Below are 19,702 nucleotides of genomic sequence, written 5' to 3'. Positions count from 1 at the left end.
GAGGCCAGCCTTAATTCGCGCGGAAATGCCCGTTTCCATCCGATGACCGGCCCACCGCCTTGCAGTCCGAAATGGCGCTGCGGCTTGGGGCCTGATGCAGATAGGTCGGGTCGAAGCCCGCGAATTCGATCATGCCGGGGCGGTCGTGGATATCGACGGTCGCGCTTTTGAAGCTGACGAAGCCGCGTTCGCGCAGCTGGCGCAGGGTGCGGTTCAGATGGACCGCCGTCAGGCCCAGCACATCGGCCAGCAGATATTGCGACAGCGGGCAGTGGAAACTGTCGGGGTCGTCCAGACCGACACGGGTCAGACGCTCGGACAGCTCCAGCAGGAAATGCGCGGTGCGGACCTGCGGATTGCGCCTGGCGACGCTGACCAGATGTTCGCTGGTGATCGCCATGTCGCAATTGATCGAGAACAGGATCGCCTCGGCCAGACGCCCGGCGCCCGCGCTCATGGACAGCAGCGCGCGATAGCTGATGGGCGCCAGCTCGACCCGGGTGATGGCCTCGGTGGCGTGGGGGGCGTACTTCAGCCGCATGTCCGAGATGCCGATGAAATCGCCGGGGATGCGCACGTCCAGGATCTGGTCGCTGCCGTCGATCAGATGCCGGACCGAGGACGCCCAGCCCGAACACAGGAAATAGCCGCGCCGCTTTTCCTGTCCCTCGAATATGATGGTGTCGCCAGCCTCGACAGTGATCATCTTGCGCCGGAAAAGCGCCAGCCTTTCCGACGTGTTGACGTCGATCCCGCGGATGCGCCGCAGCTGTTCCAAAGTGGTCTTGTTTTCGGCGGCTGCCATGTATCGTACCTGAAATAGAACTGATTAATGCGCATATGTATAGACCAATGAACGCCCCTGCGCCCAGTGCCGATCTTGCAGCGACATCAGGTGCGAATGTGCATCCAGACCACGGGCCAGATCACGGGACCATCCCCAGCAGCACGGCCCCGCGACCCTGATCCAGCCATGAATGTACATATTGGACACTGATCCAGATCAGTCGGCAAGCGTCCCCGCTTCCTTGATTGATCGGTCAGATACCGGCGTCACAATCAAAGGTTGTGATATGACGCCGGGCGGTGTTTTCGGGCGGAATGTAAGAATTTTATGACAATCCAGAACATTGCCGCAGGGCCTTCACCCCGCCGGATACATCCGGAACGGGCATTCGCACAGGGCTCCGACTGTTGAACATATACTTTCGGACAGTCCGAAAGACAAAGGTCGTAGACTGCGCCGTCCCCGCATGCGGCCCTTGCAACCACGGGGGGATATGGACGCCCCTTGCGGGCCTAAGGGCGCATCCGCAGCGGCGGGCATTCCACCTAGTGCGAACTGGTTCCGTGATGGTTCCGCAGTAGCGTGATCTGCGGCCAACCGTTTTGGGTGCCGCTTGCTTCAGGAGGCGTTTGCATGCCCATCACAGATTGCGAACTTGCCGCGGATGTCAGGATACCCTGTCCCGAGCTTGTGAATCTTTACGGCTGCCAGGTCGGCAACCAGTCCAGCATCGGGCCGTTCGTTGAAATCCAGCGCGGATGCAGGGTCGGGGACCGGTGCAAGATCTCGTCCCATGCCTTCCTTTGCGAAGGGGTCGAGCTGGAGGAACATGTCTTCGTCGGTCACGGCGTGATGTTCACCAATGACCTGCTGCCCGCCAGCACCAACCCCGACGGATCGCTGAAGGGCGCCGACGACTGGCACCTGCTGCGCACGCTGGTCAAGCGCGGGGCCGCCATCGGGTCGAACGCCACCATCCTGTGCGGCATCACCATCGGGGAAAGCGCCCTGATCGGGGCGGGGGCGGTCGTGACGCAGGACGTGCCGCCCTATGCCATCGTCGTGGGCGTGCCCGCCCGCGTGACCGGCGACATCCGGTCGCGCACCGCGGTCCCGTCCGAAGTTTCACGCATGACAGCAAGCGAGGTGGCGTCATGATCCGGCTTGGACTTGCAGGCTATGGCTATTGGGGACCCAACCTGGCGCGCGCCGTGTCGGGCATGAAGGACGCCCGGCTGGAGATGATCGCCGATATGTCGCCCAAGGCGCTGGAACGTGCGGCGCTGGCGCATCCCGGCGCGCGGCTGACCACCTCGATCGCGGATATGATCGCCGATCCCAACATCGATGCGGTGATGATCGCCACGCCGGTCAGCACGCATTTCGACATGTCGATGGATGCGCTGCGGCGGGGCAAGCATGTGCTGGTCGAAAAGCCCATGGCCGAAACCCCCGACCGCGCCCGCACCATGATCGCCGAGGCCGCACGTCGCAATGTCGTGCTGATGGTGGACCACACCTTCGTCTATACCGGCGCGGTCCAGACCATCGCCAAGGTCATCGAATCCGGAGAGATCGGCGACGTCTACTACTATGACTCGACGCGGGTGAACCTGGGGCTGTTCCAGCGCGACGTGAACGTCATCTGGGATCTGGCCGTCCATGATTTCGCCATCATGGAACGTCTGATGAAATCCACCCCCGTCGCCATTTCCGCCAGTGCCGCGGGCTTCCTGCAGGGGCGGCCGGAAAACATGGCGCATCTGTCGGTCTATTACGAAAACGGGGCGATGGCGCATCTGAACGTCAACTGGCTGGCCCCCGTCAAGATCCGCCAGACGCTGATCGGCGGCAGCCGCAAGATGATCATCTATGACGACATGCAGACCAGCGAAAAGGTCAAGATCTATGACTGCGGGGCGGATGCTTCGGTCGATGCCTATCAGCAGATGATCTCGTACCGGTCGGGCGACATGCGCGCGCCGGCGCTGTCCACCAAGGAGGCCCTTGTCACCGAGGCCGAGGAATTCATCCGCTGCATCAATGCGGGCACCATGCCCCTGACCGATGGCGCCAGCGGGTTGCGCGTGGTCGAGATGCTGGCCGCCGCCAGCCAGTCCTGCGGAATGCGCGGTTTCCCCGTCAACCTTGTTACTCTGAAGGAAGCGTCATGATCCAGTTTCTTGACCTGCGCACCCAATACGACCAGATCGCCCCCCAGCTTGAGGACGCCGTCCTGACCGCCCTGCGCGGCGGCAGCTATGTCCTTGGCGAACCCGTCGAACGGTTCGAGGAGGCCTTCGCCCGCTATTGCGGCACGCGCCACGCCATCGCCGTCAGCACCGGCACCGCCGCCCTGCATCTGGCGCTGGTCGCCGCGGGCATCGGTCCGGGGGACGAGGTGATCACCGTTCCCGCAACCTTCGTGGCGACCGTCGCGGCCATCACCTATGCCGGGGCGACGCCGGTGCTGGTCGATATCGACCCGGTCACTTGGTGCATGGACCCCGAAGCCATCAGCGCCGCCATCACGCCGCGCACCCGCGCCATCATGCCGGTCCATCTGCATGGGCGGCTGGCCGACATGACGGCGATCAACGCCATCGCACAGGCCCACGGGCTGACCGTGATCGAGGACGCGGCCCAGGCCCATGGCGCCCGCCGCGACGGCGCTGCGGGCAGCTTCGGCGACATGGGGTGCTTCAGCTTCTATCCGGGCAAGAACCTTGGGGCCTGCGGCGAAGGCGGCGCGGTGGTGACCAGCGACGACGCTTTGGCCGCCCGCCTGCGCTGTCTGCGCGATTGGGGCCAGCAGGGCAAATACAACCACGTCCTCAAGGGCTTCAACTATCGCATGGATGCGGTGCAGGGGGCCGTTCTGGGCGTCAAGCTGCCGCATCTGGACGCGTGGAACGCCGCGCGCCGCGATGTCGCCAACGCCTATGACGCGGGGCTGGACCCCAGCATCCCGCGCGCCGCCGGACCCTTTGGCGCCGATCACGTCTGCCACGTCTATGCCATCGCCACGCCCGCGCGCGATGCGGTGATGGCCCAGCTGAAGCAGGCGGGCGTGCCCACCAACATCCACTATCCGGTGCCGGTCCACCTGCAGCCCTGTCACGCCGACCTCGGCTATCGCCGCGGCGATTTCCCCGTGGCCGAGGCTTTCTGCGACGCCACCATGTCGCTGCCCATCCATCCGCATATGGACGCCGATCAGGTGCAAACCGTGATCGCCGCCGTCAACGAAGCTGTCGCGGCCCCCGTGGCCCTGCGCGCCTGAAAGGCAACACCATGACCCAGGTTCTTGCGGGCAAGCGCATTCTTGTCACCGGCGGCTTCGGCTTTGTCGGGTCCCATATCATCGATGCGCTGCTGGCACAGGGCTGCGGGCAGGTCGTCGCGGTCGACAACCTGATCCGCGGACGGGCCGAGAACCTGTCCGACGCCATCACCGATCCGCGCCTGCGCATCGTCACCGGCGACATCCGCGACCATGTCCTGATGGAGCGTCTGGTCGCAGAAAGCGACATCGTCTTCCATCAGGCCGCGCTGCGCATCACCCATTGCGCCGCCGAACCCGACCTGGCGATGGAGGTAATGGTGAACGCCACCTTCGACCTGCTGCAGCTTTGCGTGAAGCATCGCGTGCAGAAGGTGGTGATGGCATCCTCGGCCTCGGTCTATGGCATGGCGTCCAGCTTCCCGACGACTGAGGCCGAACCGCCCTATGGCAACCGCACGCTCTATGGCGCGGCCAAGACCATGGGCGAGGGCCTGCTGCGGTCGCTAAACGACATGGAGGGGCTGAACTATGTCGCCCTGCGCTATTTCAACGTCTATGGCCCGCGCATGGACCTGCATGGCCGCTATACCGAGGTGATGGTCCGCTGGATGGAACGCATCGCCGCCGGTCAGCCGCCGATCATCTTTGGCGACGGGATGCAGACCATGGACATGATCGACGTGCGCGACGTGGCCCGCGCCAACGTGCTGGCGGCGATGTCGGATGCGACCGATGCGGTCTATAACGTCGGTTGCGGGACGGAAACCTCGCTGCTGCAACTGGCGGCGATGCTGTCGGACGCCATGGGCCGCCCCGACCTGACGCCGGAGTTCGCGCCCGAACGCTCGGTCAACCCGGTGCCGCGCCGTCTGGCCTGCACCGCGGCGGCCACGCGGGATCTGGGCTTTACCGCCACCATCCCCGTCGCCACCGGCCTGCGCGATCTGGTCAACTGGTGGGCCTCCGAAACCAGCCTGCACGAGGTCGCGCAATGATCCCCATCGCCATGCCCCTGATGGGCCCCCCCGAGGCCGATGCCGCCGCCGCTGCCGTGCTGTCGGGCTGGGTGTCGCAGGGGCCGCAGGTTGCCGCCCTTGAACGGGAATTCGCCCAGCTGACCGGCGCGGCCCATGCCTGCGCGGTCTCGAACTGCACCACGGCGCTGCATCTGGCGCTGCTGGCCGTGGGCGTCGAGCCGGGCGATGAGGTCATCACCGTCAGCCATTCCTTCATCGCCGGTGCCAACGCCATCCGCCAATGCGGCGCCACGCCCGTCTTCGTCAACATCGAGGAGGACGGCTATAACATCGACCCCAACGCCATCGTCCCGGCCATCACCCATCGGACCCGCGCGATCCTTTGTGTGCATCAGATCGGCATGCCCTGCGACATGGCCGCCATCATGGCCATCGCCCGCGCCCACGATCTGCGCGTGGTCGAGGATGCCGCCTGCGCCGCCGGATCCTCGATCCGGTTGGATCACGAATGGCGGCCCATCGGCAGGCCCATCGGCGACGTCGTCTGTTTTTCTTTCCACCCGCGCAAGGTCATCAGCACCGGCGAAGGCGGGATGCTGACCACCGACCAGCCCGATCTGGACGCGGCCTTCCGCCTGTGGCGCCAGCACGGCATGTCGGTCAGCGACACGCAGCGCCACGCCAGCAACAGCGTCATCTTCGAAGCCTATCCAGTCCCCGGCTTCAATTACCGCATGACCGATATCCAGGCAGCGATCGGGCTGCAGCAGCTGCAGCGCCTGCCCAAGATCATCCAGTCGCGCCGCGCGCTGGCCGCACGCTATCACCGGATGCTGGCCGACATGCCGGGGGTCACGGTGCCGCATGAACCGGCGGGGATGCAGTCGAACTGGCAAAGCTATGCCGTCCGTCTGGACGGGGGCGTCGATCAGCTGGCCCTGATGCAGCACATGCTGCAGGCCGGGGTCGCCACGCGTCGCGGTATCATGTGCATGCATCTGGAAGAGGCCTGCGCCGACATTCCGCTGCCCCATGACCTGTCACGCTCGGAAAGGGCGCGCGACGGCAGCGTCCTGTTGCCGCTGTTCGCGCAGATGAGCTTTGACCAGCTGGACACCGTCGTCGAGGCGCTGGCCAATGCGCTTTCCGCCCAGAAAGTGCAGGCCCGCGCGCTGGCCTGATCAGCGCGGCTTCAGGGGGCGTGCCGGATTGCCGATCATCACCGATCCCGGCGGCACGTCCCCGATGACATTCGCGGCCATGCCGATCACCGATCCCGCCCCGACCCGCACGCCGTTCCGGAAAGAACTGGCGCTGCCCAGATAGCAGCCCTGATCCACCCGGCAATGTCCCGCGATGGTGACGTTCGATCCGACCAGCACATGATCGCCCAGCTGAACGTCGTGATGCACCACGCTGCCCGGCAGGATCATGCAGTGGTCGCCGATGCACGCATTAAAGGTGACCACCGCGCCGGGGAAGATCATCGTCCCCGCGCCGATCTGCGCAAAGCCCGACACATGCGCCGCCGGATGCACCACCGTGGCAAAGCGGTCGCGCGATATCCCCAAACGTGCCACATTCGCCGCCCGCACCCCGATGCTGCGCTGCGATCCATAGGTCACGACCACCTGCGCATCCGCAAAGCGGTCCAGTGCTGACATCGGTAGGACCGGAACCCCCTGAAAGCTGTGTCCGGCAAGGTCGGGATTGTCGTCCAAAAAGGCCATCACCCGAAAGGCGCTGTCCAGATGTTCGAACATCTCGAGCGCGTTTCCCGAATACCCCAGGCATATGATTCGTGGCCGCGCTGTCATGGCGTTCTCCGGTTGTATCGGGATGTATCTTATTTAGTTATCTAATGTTAATTAAAACAACCATAGCGCGAATTGCCGGTCGGTTTTATATTCGTGTTTTCAAATATTGGCGGATTATTGCCGAAAGCCAAGTCTTATTTACACTTTCGGGTAGGTAAACTTGATCGTAATCATATTGGACATATGGCCCAGCCTGTAAATTCTGGATTGCGAGGGGGCCAAACCCTGGCTTTGTACGCTAAAATTCTTTTTTATCATATTCTTGAATGTTTGCGTACAAAGCCGGGGGGCGGCGGGCAATTCTTGCCGGGGTAAATCGTGACGCATTGGATATTCTTACTTACCTAATGCTGTTGCCAGTAATCGTGGGGTATTTTTTAAATGTTGCATCGGTATTCAGCCAATGATGAAAATCCGCCAGTTCCGGATGCGTCAAAGCGACAGACAGGCGACAGGGCCTGGACGGCGCAGGTTCAGCCGCAGGTGGTGGTGGTCGATCCGCGTCCCTTGGCGCGCGACTGCTTCGTCCACTGCCTCGAGGCGTATCGCGCAGGCGCGGTGATCGAAAGCCACGCCTCGATCGAGGCGTGGCGCGCAGGTCACGTCGAAGGCGACAATCAGGTTATCCTATATAACATCGGCAATGGGTCGCTGCTGGATGAACGCACGGCGGCCGAGGTCAACGGTGTCATCGGCATGGCGGGGGCCTGCCGCGTGATCATCCTGGCCGATCAGACCGATCTGGAATCCATGCTGGCGGCCATCGCCTGCGGGGCGGCGGGGTTCGTGCCGCCGGACGGCAAATTCGCCGATGTGGTCGAGGCCATCCGCATCGTCCATTCGGGCGGCACCTATCTGCCGCGCAGCAGTCTGGTGACGCTCAGCAAGGCGCTGGCCGCCAACCAGCACAGCACCGATGATTCCGAGGATCACTTCACCGAACGCCAGTTGGCCGTCGCCCGTGCCTTGCAGCGGGGCGCCGCAAACAAGACCATCGCCTATGAGCTGAACCTGTGTGAAAGCACCGTCAAGGTTCACATCCGCAACATCATGCGCAAGGTCAACGCGACCAACCGCACGCAGGCGGCGCAGCGTCTGAACAGCCTGATCGGCACGGGCGACAAGGACGGTTCCACGGCGCATTAAGGTCGCTGGAACGGTGACGAAGCCCCGATGCCCACCGGCGTCGGGGTTTTTTCATGGGCGGTCGGATCAGGTTTCGCCAAGGCCCCGGAAGCAGGACGCCCGAAAGCGACGTTCGCGCAGATAGATCACCGCCGAACGCATCGCGCCGCCGACAGTCGGCTGCGGCGGCACATCGCGCGCCGTGCGGCACAGCGCAGCGAAATCATCCGACAGGCGGTCCAGATCGTGGTGGCGGGTGACATGGTCACGCCCGAAGCGGCCCAGCCTGTCGCGCAGCTGCGGGTCGGTGGCCAACTGCACGATCAGCCGCTGCATCGCGTAGCCGTCGTCATCGTCGCCCACCCCGTGCAGCCCGTTGGCGGTGAACCACTCGGCGGTGCCGGGATCGAACAGGCGCGCGAAGGCCAGGTCTCCGGTCACGATCACCGGCTTGCCGAAGGCCATCCCCCGCAGCGCCGAGGCCCCCATCCCGATGACCATATCCGCCGCCGCATAGGCGGGTCGCGGATCGGTCATCGCGCCGGGCAGGCTGATCGCCTTGCGGCCCAATTCGCGGTTGGCACGGGTGGCCATATGCTGCAGCTCGGCGCGCGCACCGCCATCCCCGACGATCGCCAACCGCAGCGGCAGCTGACGCCCCAGACGGCGCAGGCATTCGATCATGTGCAGCAGCGATTCCGCCTTCATGCTGTGGGTCAGACGGGCCATGGCCACGATCAGCAGGTCGTCCCGACCCACCCTCATGACATCGCGCGCCTGCTGCCGGTCGATCGCATCAGGCGCATTGCGGTTCAGATCAAGCGGCAGCGGCAGATGGGCAGATCTCTGCCAGCCTTGCTGCTGGGCCTGCTGCTGGACGGCCAGCACGCCGAAGGTCGTCGTGACCTGACGCGGCAGCATATGCGACAGCGTCATGCCCATGTCGCTGATGATCAGCGGCACCTGCATGGTCATGTGGACGGCGCAAAAGGCCTCGATCCCCTGCCAGGCATCCCATGCGTGGATCAGGTCGGGCTTTTCGCGCGCCACCAGTTCGCGCAGCACCCGCATCCGTGCCAGAGATGGCTGGAAGCGGGCGTCGGGCGATACCACCAGCGGCAGCCGGTGGTCGTCCATCATCTGTTGCAACGGGCCTGCGCCGGCATGGAAGACGATCTGATATCCATGCCGGTCGCGCAGACGCGCGGCCATCTCGATGGCGTGGGCCTGTGTCCCGCCCAGATCCAACCGGTGGGCGAAGACAAGCAGTTTCACGCCAGACCCCGGCTGGCCGCAAAGCCGTTCACCAGCATCCGCGCGCCGTTCTGCACCGGCACCGAGGCCGCGACATGGCTGTGCACCCGCTGCGACAGCATCTGGTCGAAATAGGCGACGGTCTGGGTCAGCCCCTCGCGCAGGGACACCGCAGGTTGCCATCCCAACTGTTCCGCCGCGCGCGAGATGTCGGGCTTGCGCTGTTGCGGGTCATCCTGCGGCAGCGGGTTGAAGACGATGCGCGACCGCGATCCGGTCATCTCGATCACCAGTTCGGCCAGCTGGCGGATGGTGAATTCCGACGGGTTGCCAAGGTTGATCGGCAGCAGCACGTCGTCGGGCGCATCCATCAGCGCGCGGAACCCGCGGATCAGGTCGTCAACGAAGCAGAAGGACCGCGTCTGCTGGCCTTCGCCATAGATGGTGATCGGATCGCCGCGCAGCGCCTGCACGATAAAGTTCGACACGACCCGCCCGTCGTCGGGCAGCATCCGCGGGCCATAGGTGTTGAAGATGCGGGCGACCCGGATCTTGACCCCGTATTGGCGATGGTAATCGAAGAACAGCGTTTCCGCACAGCGCTTGCCTTCGTCATAGCAGGCGCGATGGCCGATGGGGTTCACATTGCCCGCATAGCTTTCCACCTGCGGATGGACCAGCGGATTGCCATAGACCTCGCTGGTCGAGGCCTGGAAGATCCGCGCCTTCAGCCGCCGCGCCAGTTCCAGCACGTTGATGGCGCCGTGGACGTTGGTCTTAACGGTCTGCACCGGGTCGGTCTGGTAATGCACGGGCGATGCGGGGCAGGCCAGGTTGAAGATCTCGTCAACCTCGGCGTGGATGGGGACGGTCACGTCGTGACGCATGATCTCGAACCGGGGGTGGCCGTGCAGATGCTGGACGTTGGTGCGCGACCCGGTGTGGAAGTTGTCCAGACAGATCACCTCGTGGCCGTCGGCCAGCAGACTGTCGCAGAGGAACGACCCAAGGAACCCTGCGCCCCCGGTGACAAGAATGCGTTTGCTTCGAAACATGGCGTGTCCTTTCCAGAAACGTGGGATTGGTGTCAGCAGGCGCCGCGCCCCAGAATGACGGCGGGCAGGGTGCGCAACAGGATCGACAGGTCCAGCCAGACCGAGCGGTTGTCGATGTAGAAGGCGTCCAGCTGTTCCTGCTGGGCGATGTCGGCCTGGCTGCGTTCCGAGATCTGCCACAGCCCGGTGATGCCCGGCGGCACGCTGCAACGCTTGCGGCGGAACTCGGGGCGCATGGCGGCCAGGTGGTATTCGGGGAAGGGACGGGGTCCGACGACGCTCATGCCGCCCATGATGACGTTCAGCAGCTGCGGCAGCTCGTCTATGCTGGACCGGCGCAGGAAGCAGCCGATGAAGGGCAGGACGCGGGGGTCCTTCTTCAGCTTGAAATGGGTGGCCCATTCCGCGCGGGCGGCGGGGTCGGTCTGCAGCAGATCCTGCAGCCGGGTTTCGGCGTCGCGATACATCGTACGCAGTTTCAGCACCTTCAGGACGCGGCCGTTCAGCCCTTCGCGCGGTTGGGCATAGAAGACGGGGCCGGGATCGACGATCCAGATGGCAAGGGCGGCCAGCGCAATGAAGGGCAGCGCGATCACCATCATCGGCACGGCGATGGCCAGATCCATGGCGCGCTTCAACCAGTCGGCGCCAATGCCGGGGCGCAGATGCTTGACCCGCAGACCGATGGCGCCGCCCGCGTTCGCGGCATGCAGCCCCGAGATGCGCAGCTGCGGCGTATCGGCCAGCACGAAGACCTGGGCATAGCTGGCGGGCAGCGCCTCGGGGCGGGCCAGCGCATCATCGGCCACCAGCGCGACCGAGGCCGGACGGCTGGCGTCGGGCATCAACCCATAGCGCCAGTTGCGGCGGAAGAAGGTCTCGATCAGCGGCGAGATATCAGGGTCGGCGATGACATGGGCGTTGATCGTCCACAGCCCCGCCCGGTGCAACAGCGCCAGCGCCACCATCCGCGCCGGATATTGCAGCACCAACGCCACCAGCAGGAACAGCGCGATGGCCACGGCGTGATGCGTTTCGCCCTGCAGCGCGGGCAGCATGATGCAGATGCCCGCCGCGATCGGCACGGCGGCGACGCTGCGGCGCATGATCTCATGGGGGTGCAATCCGCGCCCGGGCACCAGCCCCATCATCAGCCGCACTACCAGCAGCGTGATCGCGGCGGGCATCAGTGCGGATGCGGGCGCAAATCCCGACGTGATCTGCATGGCCAACATCAGAACGACGGTTTCGGTCAGGACCATGCCGGCATTGCGCGACAGGGCGGCGCGTGTCCTGCGGTCGCCTTCGGGTCCGAAGGCCGTGACCGGAGTTCCCTGCAATCTGTCCGAACTGATCATGGCTGCATCCTGTGGGGCATGTGATCGGGGTCATGGGCGACGGGAAAACGGCGCAGGCCGCTGCGTTGCAATCCGCGCAACAGCAGATAGGCGGGCACGGTGCGGGCATAGCGTCGCCACAACCGTCGCGGCTCGGTCACCAGGCGGAACAACCATTCCAGACCATTGCGCTGCATGACGGCGGGTGCCTGCAGCTTGCCCTTGGCGTGGAAATCGAAGGCCGCGCCGACGCCGATCAGCATCGGCGCCTGCAGCCGGTCGCGCATCCGCGCCATCCAGCGCTCCTGCTTGGGACAGCCGATGCCGACCCAGACGATGCCCGCGCCGCTGTCGTCGATCATGCGGGCGATGTCGGTTTCCTCATCCGCGGTCAGGGGGCGGAAGGGGGGCGCGAAGCTGCCCACGACATGCGCGCCGGGAAAGCGGCGCTGCAGGTTCGCCTGCAGCTGGTCCAGCACCTCGGGCGTGGTGCCGTAGAGGAAATGCCCGATGCCGCTGTCTTGGCTGGCATCGATGACCGACAGCATCAGGTCGGGGCCATAGATACGCTCGGCGTCCTTGTGGCCGTCGCCGCGCAGCGCCCAGACCAGCGGCATCCCGTCGGCCACCGTCAACGTGGCTTGGTTGTGGATGCGTGCCAGATCCGGGTCGGTGCGGCATTCGATGACGCTATGGGCGCCGGACACGCAGACATATCCGCGTCGCCCGTCCCGCACATCCGCCAGAATCCGCGAAACGGCGCCCTTGCGGGTCAGCGCGGCGACGCGCAGTCCAAGGACGTTCGTGGTCTTCACCGGGTCTTGCCGGACGTGGTCGGTCGTCATGTTGCGCCCCCGTTTGGGTTGATCGTCAGGTCCGAAACTAAGCCTGCGCGGGTTGCGCAGATACTTGGCCGTTCGGGCCGCGTGGGGCAGGGGGTGCCGACAAAAGCGTCCTTCGGGGCGGCAGGGGGGTAACCCTTTGGTCGGACCCTGTCCCAAAGGCGTAGATACCACCTGACCCGGCGCATAGCCGTGTCAGGTTCGGCGACCGTGGTTGGCCGTCAGGGCGATCATCGTGCCCATCAGCGTCCACTGCAGGTCGTTCTGCGCCAGAAGGGTGCTCTCGGTCAGGTTCAGGATCAGGATCTGCGCCATGAAGACGCTGGGCCACAGCCAACCCTGGCCCGACCGCAGCAGCGACAGCCGCGCGCCGCCACGCACGGCCCGCAGGATGGTCCATGCCGTCAGAGCCGCGCCTGCCAGTCCCGTCCCCAGCAGGATGTCGCGGTATCCGCTGTGGGCATGCGGGCTGAGCCAGCCGATCTGGCCCCAGATCACCCAGGCCTCCTGGTTGCCCATGGTCCAGAAGACCTGATAGCCGTGGCCCAGCCACAGCCGGTCGGCGATGCGGGCGTCGATCAGATGCCACATGGGCACGCGGCCTGTCAGGGTGGCGTCCTTGCCCAAAGCCTCCAGCAGGGGAACCAGCAGCAGGCCCAGAAAGATCAGCGTCATCCCCGCAGCCACCATGAAACCCACCAGCAGCAGCACCCGTCCCAGCCCGCGCGCCCGCCCCAGCAGCACCAGAAACCCCGCCACGATCAGCGCCCCCGCCGCCGCCAGCAGCCCCGTCGAGGATTGCGACATCACCAGACAAGCCGCCGAGACCACGGCGATCATCGCCCCCGCCTTGCGCCGGTCGCCGCCCCGGTCGCAGGCCAGAATGACCCCCGCCACGGTGGCGATGCCCGCCCCCCAGCCCAGGACGTTCTTGTTCTGATAGATGCCCCGCAGCACGCCCTCATCGGGAACGAAGGCCAGCGACGGCGACAGCCCCATCATCGCAAGGCTGGCCAGCATGCAGGTGCCAAGCGCGCTGGCCACTAGCCACAGCAGCTGGCGCGGCGTGAAGACCACCGCCAGCACATGCGACAACAGCAGCGTGATCGCCAGCGCCACCGCCCGGCGCAGACTGATCGAGGGACTGATCGACCACAGCACCGATGCGAACTGCAGGCCGACCAGCGCCAGCAGCGGCGCGCTGCGCAGGATCGACCTGGCCACCGCCTGTGCGTGGCGCAGCGCCAGGATCATCGTCGTGGCATAGATCGGCAGCACGCTGAGGCGCAGCAGCGACCGCGCCCTGTCGTCCAGCACCGCCCCCGATGTCGCCAGCAGCGGCAGCAGCGCCCCCGACAGGATCACCAGCGTCACCCAGACCGCCAGCTGCGGGGCCAGCCCGGCCAGTCGTGCGGGGTGATGTCGTGCGAACCCGTGGTCGGTAAAATGGCTGGGATGATCGGTCGCTGCGGTCATGGCGGGCCCCGGGGTTGCAGGCCCGCCCCGGATGGGGGACGGGCGATGGCCCCAGACTAGCGCCGCGGCCAAGCCTGCCGCACTGGTCACCATCGGCCATCCCCATGGCCCAAAGTGGCACCACCCCCACCGCCCCTTCACCTTTCGGAGGTGCCGCAGGCGCCGTCGCGGCGCCATTTGGACCGCTGTCGCGGCAGGCCCCCCGTCGCTTAGGGTTTCAGGCAGGCCTGTGGCGGACCCTGTTCCCGCACCCCTCATGTTTTCCAAGCCGGAGAAGCCGATGCCAGCACCGGAAATCAGCGTGTTGATCAACAATTACAACTATGGCCGCTATGTCGCGCGGGCCATCGACAGCGCGCTGTCCCAGCAGGGCGTCAGCTTCGAGGTGATCGTCGTCGATGACGGCTCGACCGACAATTCCCGGCAGGTGATCGCGGACTACGGTCACGCGGTGCGCGCAGTTTTTCAACGCAACCAAGGGCAGGCGGCGGCGATGAACGCGGCGGTCGCGGCCAGCCGGGGGGCGATCCTGTGCTTTCTGGACGCCGACGACTGGTTCATGCCGGGCAAGCTGGCGACCATCGCCCGGACCTTTGCCCGACAGCCGGAACTGGGGCTGGTCTATCACCGGCTGCAGCCGACGGGGAACGACGATGCGCCCCTTGGCCCGCCGATCCCGCGCAGCCTGTGCCAAGGCGATGTCGCCCCGCGCATGGCGCGATCGGCGGGGGTCTGGCCGTTTCCGATGACCTCGGCCATCTCGGTCCGGCGCGAGGCCTGGAATTGCGTCGGCGTGATCCCCGCACGGTTCCGCATCTCCGCCGATGCCTGGCTGGTCGGCGCGATCCCCTTCGTCTTTCCGGTGGCGGCCCTGCCGCAGGTGCTGGGCGGATACCGCATCCATAACAATACGTGGCACCGCGCCAGCGACGATGCGCCGATGCTGCGCCGTCGCATGGCCCATTGGGAAGCCACCGTCGAAGAGCTGAACGCCTTTCTGACCGCCCGCGATCTGGGCTGGCAGCTGGATATGGCCGATCATTTCCCCCACCGCGTCGCGGCATCGCGCCTGCGCCCGCTTGGCCCGGCCGAGCGGGCGCGCCTGTTCCTGCGCGGGCTGCGCTTTGCGGGCGAACCGCATGTGCTGCGCCGGGGGCGGGACGCGCTGCGCACCCTGCGCCTGCGCCAGACGGTCGATCCGGCATGAGGGTCCTGCTGATCGCCCCCGGTCCCGTCGATCACACCATCGCCTGCGCCAACGGGCTGGCCGCCCACGCGCAGGTGACGCTGATCGCGCCTGCGCGGCTGTATCGGGGGCTGGAACGTTGGCTGGACCCGGCGGTCGATCTGCAACTGATGGATTGGCCCCGCACGCGGTCGCTGCGCAACCTTGCCCTGCTGGGCCGGATGATGCGGCTTGTGCGGCGGGCTCGGCCCGATGTCATCCATGTCCTCAGCAATACGACCGTCTGGCTGAATGCCATCGCGCCGCTGCTGCGTCGTCACGCGCCTCTGATCACCACGGTGCATGATGTCACCCCCCATCCGGGCGACCGAGAGACGCTGCAACTGCCTGATTGGGGCGCACGGATGATGGCGCGGCAATCGGACGACCTGCTGGTCCACGGGGCGGGCCTGCGCGATGCTGCGGCGCAACGCTTCGGCAAGCCGCCCGCGCGGGTGCACGTCGTGCCCCATCCCACCATCACCCGCTATGCGGATGCTGCGCGCGATCTGCCTGCGCTGCCGCCACGTCCGGGGCTGCGGGTGCTGCTGTTTGGCCGGATGTTCGCCTATAAGGGGGTCGACGACCTGCTGCGGGCCGAGGCCCTGCTGGGCGACCGCATCCCCGATCTGCAACTGGTGCTGGCGGGGCGGGGCGATGATCCGAACGATCTGCGCGACCTGATGGGCGATCCGGCGCGCTACCTGATCCACCACGGGTTCATCCCCGACGAACAGGCGTCGCGGCTGTTTCACGACTGCGACGTGGTGGTGCTGCCCTATTCCGAGGCCTCGCAAAGCGGGGTGCTGATGATCGCGGCGACCTTCGGCAAGCCGGTCGTCGTCACCGATGTCGGCGAATTGGGCAGCACCGTCCGCGCCGCCGGGGCCGGACTGGTCGTGCCGCCGCGCGACCCCGCGGCGCTGGCCGATGCCATCGCCCTGATGCACGACGATCCCGACCTGCGCGAACGTCTGGCGCAGGGGGCCGCCGCATGGGCCGACGGCCCCGTGCGCCCCGACCGCGTGGGTGCACAGATGGTGGCCCTTTACGACCGCATCCGCCAAAGGGGTCATGCCCTTGACCGAACGGATGCCCCCCGTATCAGGCGGCCAGATTGAGTTCGCGCGGCGCAGGCCCACACTGGGGAACAAGCCCAACGCGACAGGATGACCAGATGACCCGCTCAGACCAGCCCGGACAGGGTCGCAGCCCCTGCATCGTGCGCCACCATATCGCGGGGGGGCGCGAACATGGTGGCGGCATCGGGCGGCTGGCGGGCTATGTCATCGAGGCCGATCCCGCGCCGCATCGCCACCGGGTTCAGGACACCCGCGGCCTGCGGTTCCGGCCCCTGCGGTCGGGGCTGATGCTGGCGGGGGCGGTTCTGGCCATGATCGGCGACAGGATCGCGGGTCGCGACCGGCTGCAGCACCTGCATGTCGCGGGGCGGGGCAGCACCGCGCGCAAGCTGATTCTGGCGCGGGTCGCCCGGCTGTTGGGGCAGGGGCATGTGCTGCACCTGCACGACTTTGATTATGCCGCCGACTTGGCCCGCCGCCCTGAATGGCAACGGGCCGCCATCCGCCGCATGTTCCGCCGGGCTCAGCGCGTCATCGTGCTGGGCGGGCGTGATCAGGCCACGGTGCGCGACTTGCTGGGCGTCACGCCGGATCGCATCACGGTGCTGCGAAACTGCGTGCCCGACCCGCGTCCCTTGGCACGGGCGCCGTCGGGCGATCCCTGCCGCATCGTCTTTCTGGGCCAGCTGGGCGCGCGCAAGGGCGTGCCGGAACTGCTGTCGGCGCTGGCGCAGATGCGGGATGTGCCATGGACCGCGACGCTTGCCGGTGATGGCCCGCTGAACGACATCCGCGCGCAGGTGGCGGAACTTGGGCTGTCCGATCGCGTGCAGATCCCCGGCTGGATCGACCAGACCCGCGCCCGCGCCCTTTGCAACGCCGGTGATATCCTTGTGCTGCCCTCGCATGCCGAGGGCATGGCCATGGCCGTGATCGAGGGGCTGGCCCATCGCATGGCCGTCGTCACCACCCGCGTCGGCGCCCATGACGAAGTGCTGACCCACGACCGGACCTGCCTCTTCGTCCCCGTCGGCGATGCGGACGCCTTGGCCGATGCGCTGGCGCAGCTGATCGCGGACCCGGCGCTGCGGCAGCGGCTGGCCGATGCGGGGCGGGCATTGTTCCTGTCCCGGATGGAGATCGGCGGCTATGTCGACCGCCTGTCGGACCTGCACGACGACCTTGTCGCCCCACCCCTTTCCAAGCGAGAGATGGCATGAACGACCAGTTTCCCACCCGCATCAGAACCGAAGGGGCCCGCGCGCGACAGGCCGCGGCACAGGATCAGGGGGACGGGGTCGCCATCGAATGGACCGCGCTCTTCGGGCTGATCCGGCGGCGCATCCTGCCCATCGCGGCCATCACCATCGGGCTGACGGCGGCGTCCGTGCCGCTGATCATGGCGATGCCCAAGGAATATGTGGCCAGTACCCGGCTGATCATGACCCAGCCCGATTACCTGCCCCGCGACGAGGCCAGCGACTTCAACCTGGAGACCGAGCTGGAGCGCATGACCTCGCGGCAGAACATCCAGGCGGTGATCGACCGGCTGGACCTGCCGCAGATGCCCGAACTGGCGCCCGCACAGCCGGGCCTTGCGTCCCGCATCGTCACGCAGCTGCGCGGATGGATCGGATCGCCGCCGCCCGAGGCGCCCAAGGTCGTGGACCGCACGCAGCAGCGGCTGAACGCCTTTGCATCGCGTCTGGGGGTGCGGCGCGAAGGGGCGCCCGATGTCGTCGCGCTGGCCTTCATGGCAGGCGATCCGCAGCGCGCCGCCGATGTCGCCAACCTGACGGTCCAGACCTATATCGACCAGCGCAACGACCTGCAGCGCGATCAGCTGCAGACCCGGCTGGACTGGCTGCGCCCGCGCATCGTCCAGCAACAGCAGGCCTATGACGACGAACTGGCGCGCGCCCGCGAATTTCAGCGGCGCAACCGGCTGACGGCGACACCCGGCGGCTCGGCCAGCAGCCAGACGGTCATTGCGCTGACCTCTCGGCGTGATCAGCTGGAACAGCAGCATGCATCGCTGACGGCGACGCTGGCGATGATCCCCGACACCGACCGCATGCCGTTGGTGCCGCTGCCGGGGGAACCCGAAAACCTGACCGCCCTGCGCGACGGGTTGCAGGAACAGCAGCACGCGCTGGCCGAACGGCAGGCGAAATACGGCACGCAATACGGCGGCATCGACCTGACCGAGGAACGCATCGCCACCACCCGCGACCAGATCAGGCGCGGGGCCGAGGTCTATGGCACCTCGGTCCGGGCGGCGCTCGAGGCGAACCAGACCGACATGGACGCGGTACAGGCGCAGCTGGAACAGGCGCAGGGCGGGCTGTCGCAACGCAACGTCGCCGAGCTGGAGCTGGCCGACATGCTGCGCAGCGTCGCAGCCGAGGCCGAGGCCCTGGCTCGCCTGCAACACCAGCAGCGCGCCCTGCGCGAGGATGCCGACATCCCCGCCATCAAGGTCGAGGTCCTCTCGCCCGCCACGCCGCCACTGGGCCCGCAGGGACGCGGGCGCAAGGTCTATCTGGCGTTGACGATCGTGCTGGCAGGCTTTGCCGCGCTGATGGCCGTGGGTCTGTCGGAACTGCTGGACCGCAGCACCCGCAGCGGCGACCAGCTGCGCCTGACCGGCGATACCGTGCCCGTCGGCATGCTGCCCCGCCTGCGCAAGCGCGAGGCGCGCAACCTGACCCGCCTGATCCGCACCAGCCCGGAGCATCCGTTTTCCAATGCCCTTCGGTCGATGCTGGTGATGATCCAGTCGCAATCGCGCGGGACCGTTCCATTAAGCATTCTGGTCTGCCCCGCGGGCCGCGAAGGCGATGCGACCGCGACCGCCTCGGCGCTGGCGCTTGGGTTGAACGGCATGGGACGGCGCGTTCTGGTGGTCGATTGCCACCCCGCCGCGGGCCTGCCGGAACCGGCCCAGCACGCCCCCAAGGACGACGGCACCATGCTGCGGCTGGTCCGGCTGGACGACATGGGCGCAGCACCGACCACGCCGCTGGAGGACCGCATCCGGTCGCTGCTGGATCACGGCAGCTACAGCGACAGCGTCGTCATCTTCGACGCGCCCGCCGCGCTGGCATCGGGGGTGACGCTGCAACTGGCGGTGATGACCGCGCGGACGCTGCTGGTTTCGACATGGGGACGCACGCCACGCCATCTGGCCCGCCTTTCGGCCGAACGCCTGATCGCCGCCAGCGATGCGCGCGTGCTGATGGCGCTGGTGGGCGTGAACCTGCGCCGTCACGCCCGCAGCGGTTTCCGCGACGCGCCACTTGCCGCGCAGCTGTCGCAGGGACAGGCGGGGCGGTCGCGGGTCTATCCCATCGGCTGAGGCCCCTTGGCGACCCTTGGTTAGCTGGCATTTGAATTGAAACGTCAGCGTTCAGTGGCCTTGGAAAGGGCGCGCGTTAAG

16 protein-coding genes and 2 pseudogenes are annotated in these 19,702 nt (G+C 66.6%); 11 read left to right on the top strand and 7 right to left on the bottom strand.

The features are described from left to right. Positions 1–10: 10 nt before the first annotated feature. Complete coding sequence (locus tag SJY40_RS07910; protein ID WP_378944733.1) at positions 11–805, bottom strand: Crp/Fnr family transcriptional regulator; 795 nt, start codon at positions 803–805, stop codon at positions 11–13. A 615-nt stretch (positions 806–1,420) separates the two neighbouring features. On the opposite strand from SJY40_RS07910, the pseudogene SJY40_RS07905 reads away from it, so the two are divergent. The 6 genes and pseudogenes from SJY40_RS07905 to SJY40_RS07880 form a co-directional block, all read left to right on the top strand. Next, positions 1,421–1,579: pseudogene (locus tag SJY40_RS07905) on the top strand (N-acetyltransferase); the annotation flags it as partial. Positions 1,580–1,639: 60 nt separating this feature from the next. Further along, positions 1,640–1,870 (top strand): annotated as a pseudogene (locus SJY40_RS07900) (N-acetyltransferase); the annotation flags it as partial. Between the two features lie 71 nt (positions 1,871–1,941). Then, a complete protein-coding gene (locus tag SJY40_RS07895; protein ID WP_378944730.1) occupies positions 1,942–2,961 on the top strand; it encodes a Gfo/Idh/MocA family protein in 1,020 nt (339 codons plus the stop codon). Further along, a complete protein-coding gene (locus tag SJY40_RS07890; RefSeq protein ID WP_378944727.1) occupies positions 2,958–4,070 on the top strand; it encodes a DegT/DnrJ/EryC1/StrS family aminotransferase in 1,113 nt (370 codons plus the stop codon). Before SJY40_RS07895 ends, SJY40_RS07890 begins: the two co-directional genes overlap by 4 nt. A gap of 11 nt (positions 4,071–4,081) precedes the next feature. Further along, positions 4,082–5,068 (top strand): NAD-dependent epimerase/dehydratase family protein, encoded by a 987-nt coding sequence (locus tag SJY40_RS07885; RefSeq protein ID WP_378944724.1) that lies wholly within the window; start codon positions 4,082–4,084, stop codon positions 5,066–5,068. Then, a complete protein-coding gene (locus SJY40_RS07880) occupies positions 5,065–6,231 on the top strand; it encodes a DegT/DnrJ/EryC1/StrS family aminotransferase (protein WP_378944722.1) in 1,167 nt (388 codons plus the stop codon). Before SJY40_RS07885 ends, SJY40_RS07880 begins: the two co-directional genes overlap by 4 nt. Here the strand turns inward: SJY40_RS07880 and SJY40_RS07875 are convergent, their stop codons facing one another. Then, complete coding sequence (locus tag SJY40_RS07875) at positions 6,232–6,867, bottom strand: NeuD/PglB/VioB family sugar acetyltransferase (protein WP_378944719.1); 636 nt, start codon at positions 6,865–6,867, stop codon at positions 6,232–6,234. 489 nt (positions 6,868–7,356) lie between these two features. Between SJY40_RS07875 and SJY40_RS07870 the strand changes: the two genes are divergently transcribed. Then, the gene (locus SJY40_RS07870) at positions 7,357–8,013 is read left to right on the top strand and encodes a LuxR C-terminal-related transcriptional regulator (protein ID WP_378944716.1); all 657 of its coding nucleotides are present in this window, start codon (positions 7,357–7,359) and stop codon (positions 8,011–8,013) included. Positions 8,014–8,079: 66 nt separating this feature from the next. Here SJY40_RS07870 and SJY40_RS07865 read toward each other — a convergent pair whose 3' ends face one another. From SJY40_RS07865 to SJY40_RS07845, 5 genes are all read right to left on the bottom strand, one after another. Then, positions 8,080–9,267: a glycosyltransferase family 4 protein gene (locus SJY40_RS07865; protein ID WP_378944713.1), complete on the bottom strand. Its 1,188-nt coding sequence runs from the start codon at positions 9,265–9,267 to the stop codon at positions 8,080–8,082. Beyond that, positions 9,264–10,301: a UDP-glucuronic acid decarboxylase family protein gene (locus tag SJY40_RS07860; protein ID WP_378944710.1), complete on the bottom strand. Its 1,038-nt coding sequence runs from the start codon at positions 10,299–10,301 to the stop codon at positions 9,264–9,266. Before SJY40_RS07860 ends, SJY40_RS07865 begins: the two co-directional genes overlap by 4 nt. A 32-nt stretch (positions 10,302–10,333) precedes the next feature. Beyond that, positions 10,334–11,659 (bottom strand): sugar transferase, encoded by a 1,326-nt coding sequence (locus SJY40_RS07855; protein WP_378944707.1) that lies wholly within the window; start codon positions 11,657–11,659, stop codon positions 10,334–10,336. Next, on the bottom strand, positions 11,656–12,483 hold the full coding sequence (locus SJY40_RS07850; protein WP_378944704.1) for a WecB/TagA/CpsF family glycosyltransferase: 828 nt from the start codon (positions 12,481–12,483) through the stop codon (positions 11,656–11,658). The genes SJY40_RS07855 and SJY40_RS07850 overlap by 4 nt, the downstream gene beginning before the upstream one ends. Before the next feature lie 192 nt (positions 12,484–12,675). Beyond that, positions 12,676–13,956: an O-antigen ligase family protein gene (locus SJY40_RS07845; protein WP_378944702.1), complete on the bottom strand. Its 1,281-nt coding sequence runs from the start codon at positions 13,954–13,956 to the stop codon at positions 12,676–12,678. A gap of 280 nt (positions 13,957–14,236) precedes the next feature. Here SJY40_RS07845 and SJY40_RS07840 point away from each other — a divergent pair, with 280 nt between their 5' ends. From SJY40_RS07840 to SJY40_RS07825, 4 genes are read left to right on the top strand one after another with little or no spacing between them, the layout of a single operon-like run. Continuing rightward, positions 14,237–15,163 carry a glycosyltransferase family 2 protein gene (locus tag SJY40_RS07840; protein ID WP_378944700.1) on the top strand — a complete coding sequence of 309 codons (927 nt, stop codon included), beginning with the start codon at positions 14,237–14,239 and terminating at the stop codon, positions 15,161–15,163. After that, the gene (locus SJY40_RS07835) at positions 15,160–16,302 is read left to right on the top strand and encodes a glycosyltransferase family 4 protein (RefSeq protein WP_378944698.1); all 1,143 of its coding nucleotides are present in this window, start codon (positions 15,160–15,162) and stop codon (positions 16,300–16,302) included. Before SJY40_RS07840 ends, SJY40_RS07835 begins: the two co-directional genes overlap by 4 nt. Positions 16,303–16,358: 56 nt before the next feature. Further along, positions 16,359–17,483 carry a glycosyltransferase family 4 protein gene (locus tag SJY40_RS07830; RefSeq protein ID WP_378944696.1) on the top strand — a complete coding sequence of 375 codons (1,125 nt, stop codon included), beginning with the start codon at positions 16,359–16,361 and terminating at the stop codon, positions 17,481–17,483. After that, positions 17,480–19,621 carry a GumC family protein gene (locus SJY40_RS07825; RefSeq protein WP_378944693.1) on the top strand — a complete coding sequence of 714 codons (2,142 nt, stop codon included), beginning with the start codon at positions 17,480–17,482 and terminating at the stop codon, positions 19,619–19,621. Before SJY40_RS07830 ends, SJY40_RS07825 begins: the two co-directional genes overlap by 4 nt. The last annotated feature ends 81 nt before the right edge of the window (positions 19,622–19,702 follow it).

This window comes from Paracoccus sp. R86501, from assembly GCF_042466435.1.
In the GTDB taxonomy this organism is placed as follows: Bacteria; Pseudomonadota; Alphaproteobacteria; order Rhodobacterales; family Rhodobacteraceae; genus Paracoccus.
Note: the sequence above shows the minus strand (reverse complement) of the source record. Positions and strands in the feature narration are given on the sequence as shown.

Excerpts from the sequence above, each read along its gene's own strand:
- SJY40_RS07910 (WP_378944733.1), bottom strand. The coding sequence starts at position 805 with ATGGCAGCCGCCGAAAACAAGACCACTTTGGAACAGCTGCGGCGCATC.
- SJY40_RS07895 (WP_378944730.1), top strand. The coding sequence starts at position 1,942 with ATGATCCGGCTTGGACTTGCAGGCTATGGCTATTGGGGACCCAACCTG.
- SJY40_RS07890 (WP_378944727.1), top strand. The coding sequence starts at position 2,958 with ATGATCCAGTTTCTTGACCTGCGCACCCAATACGACCAGATCGCCCCC.
- SJY40_RS07885 (WP_378944724.1), top strand. The coding sequence starts at position 4,082 with ATGACCCAGGTTCTTGCGGGCAAGCGCATTCTTGTCACCGGCGGCTTC.
- SJY40_RS07880 (WP_378944722.1), top strand. The coding sequence starts at position 5,065 with ATGATCCCCATCGCCATGCCCCTGATGGGCCCCCCCGAGGCCGATGCC.
- SJY40_RS07875 (WP_378944719.1), bottom strand. The coding sequence starts at position 6,867 with ATGACAGCGCGGCCACGAATCATATGCCTGGGGTATTCGGGAAACGCG.
- SJY40_RS07860 (WP_378944710.1), bottom strand. The coding sequence starts at position 10,301 with ATGTTTCGAAGCAAACGCATTCTTGTCACCGGGGGCGCAGGGTTCCTT.
- SJY40_RS07855 (WP_378944707.1), bottom strand. The coding sequence starts at position 11,659 with ATGATCAGTTCGGACAGATTGCAGGGAACTCCGGTCACGGCCTTCGGA.
- SJY40_RS07850 (WP_378944704.1), bottom strand. The coding sequence starts at position 12,483 with ATGACGACCGACCACGTCCGGCAAGACCCGGTGAAGACCACGAACGTC.
- SJY40_RS07845 (WP_378944702.1), bottom strand. The coding sequence starts at position 13,956 with ATGACCGCAGCGACCGATCATCCCAGCCATTTTACCGACCACGGGTTC.
- SJY40_RS07840 (WP_378944700.1), top strand. The coding sequence starts at position 14,237 with ATGCCAGCACCGGAAATCAGCGTGTTGATCAACAATTACAACTATGGC.
- SJY40_RS07835 (WP_378944698.1), top strand. The coding sequence starts at position 15,160 with ATGAGGGTCCTGCTGATCGCCCCCGGTCCCGTCGATCACACCATCGCC.
- SJY40_RS07830 (WP_378944696.1), top strand. The coding sequence starts at position 16,359 with ATGACCCGCTCAGACCAGCCCGGACAGGGTCGCAGCCCCTGCATCGTG.
- SJY40_RS07825 (WP_378944693.1), top strand. The coding sequence starts at position 17,480 with ATGAACGACCAGTTTCCCACCCGCATCAGAACCGAAGGGGCCCGCGCG.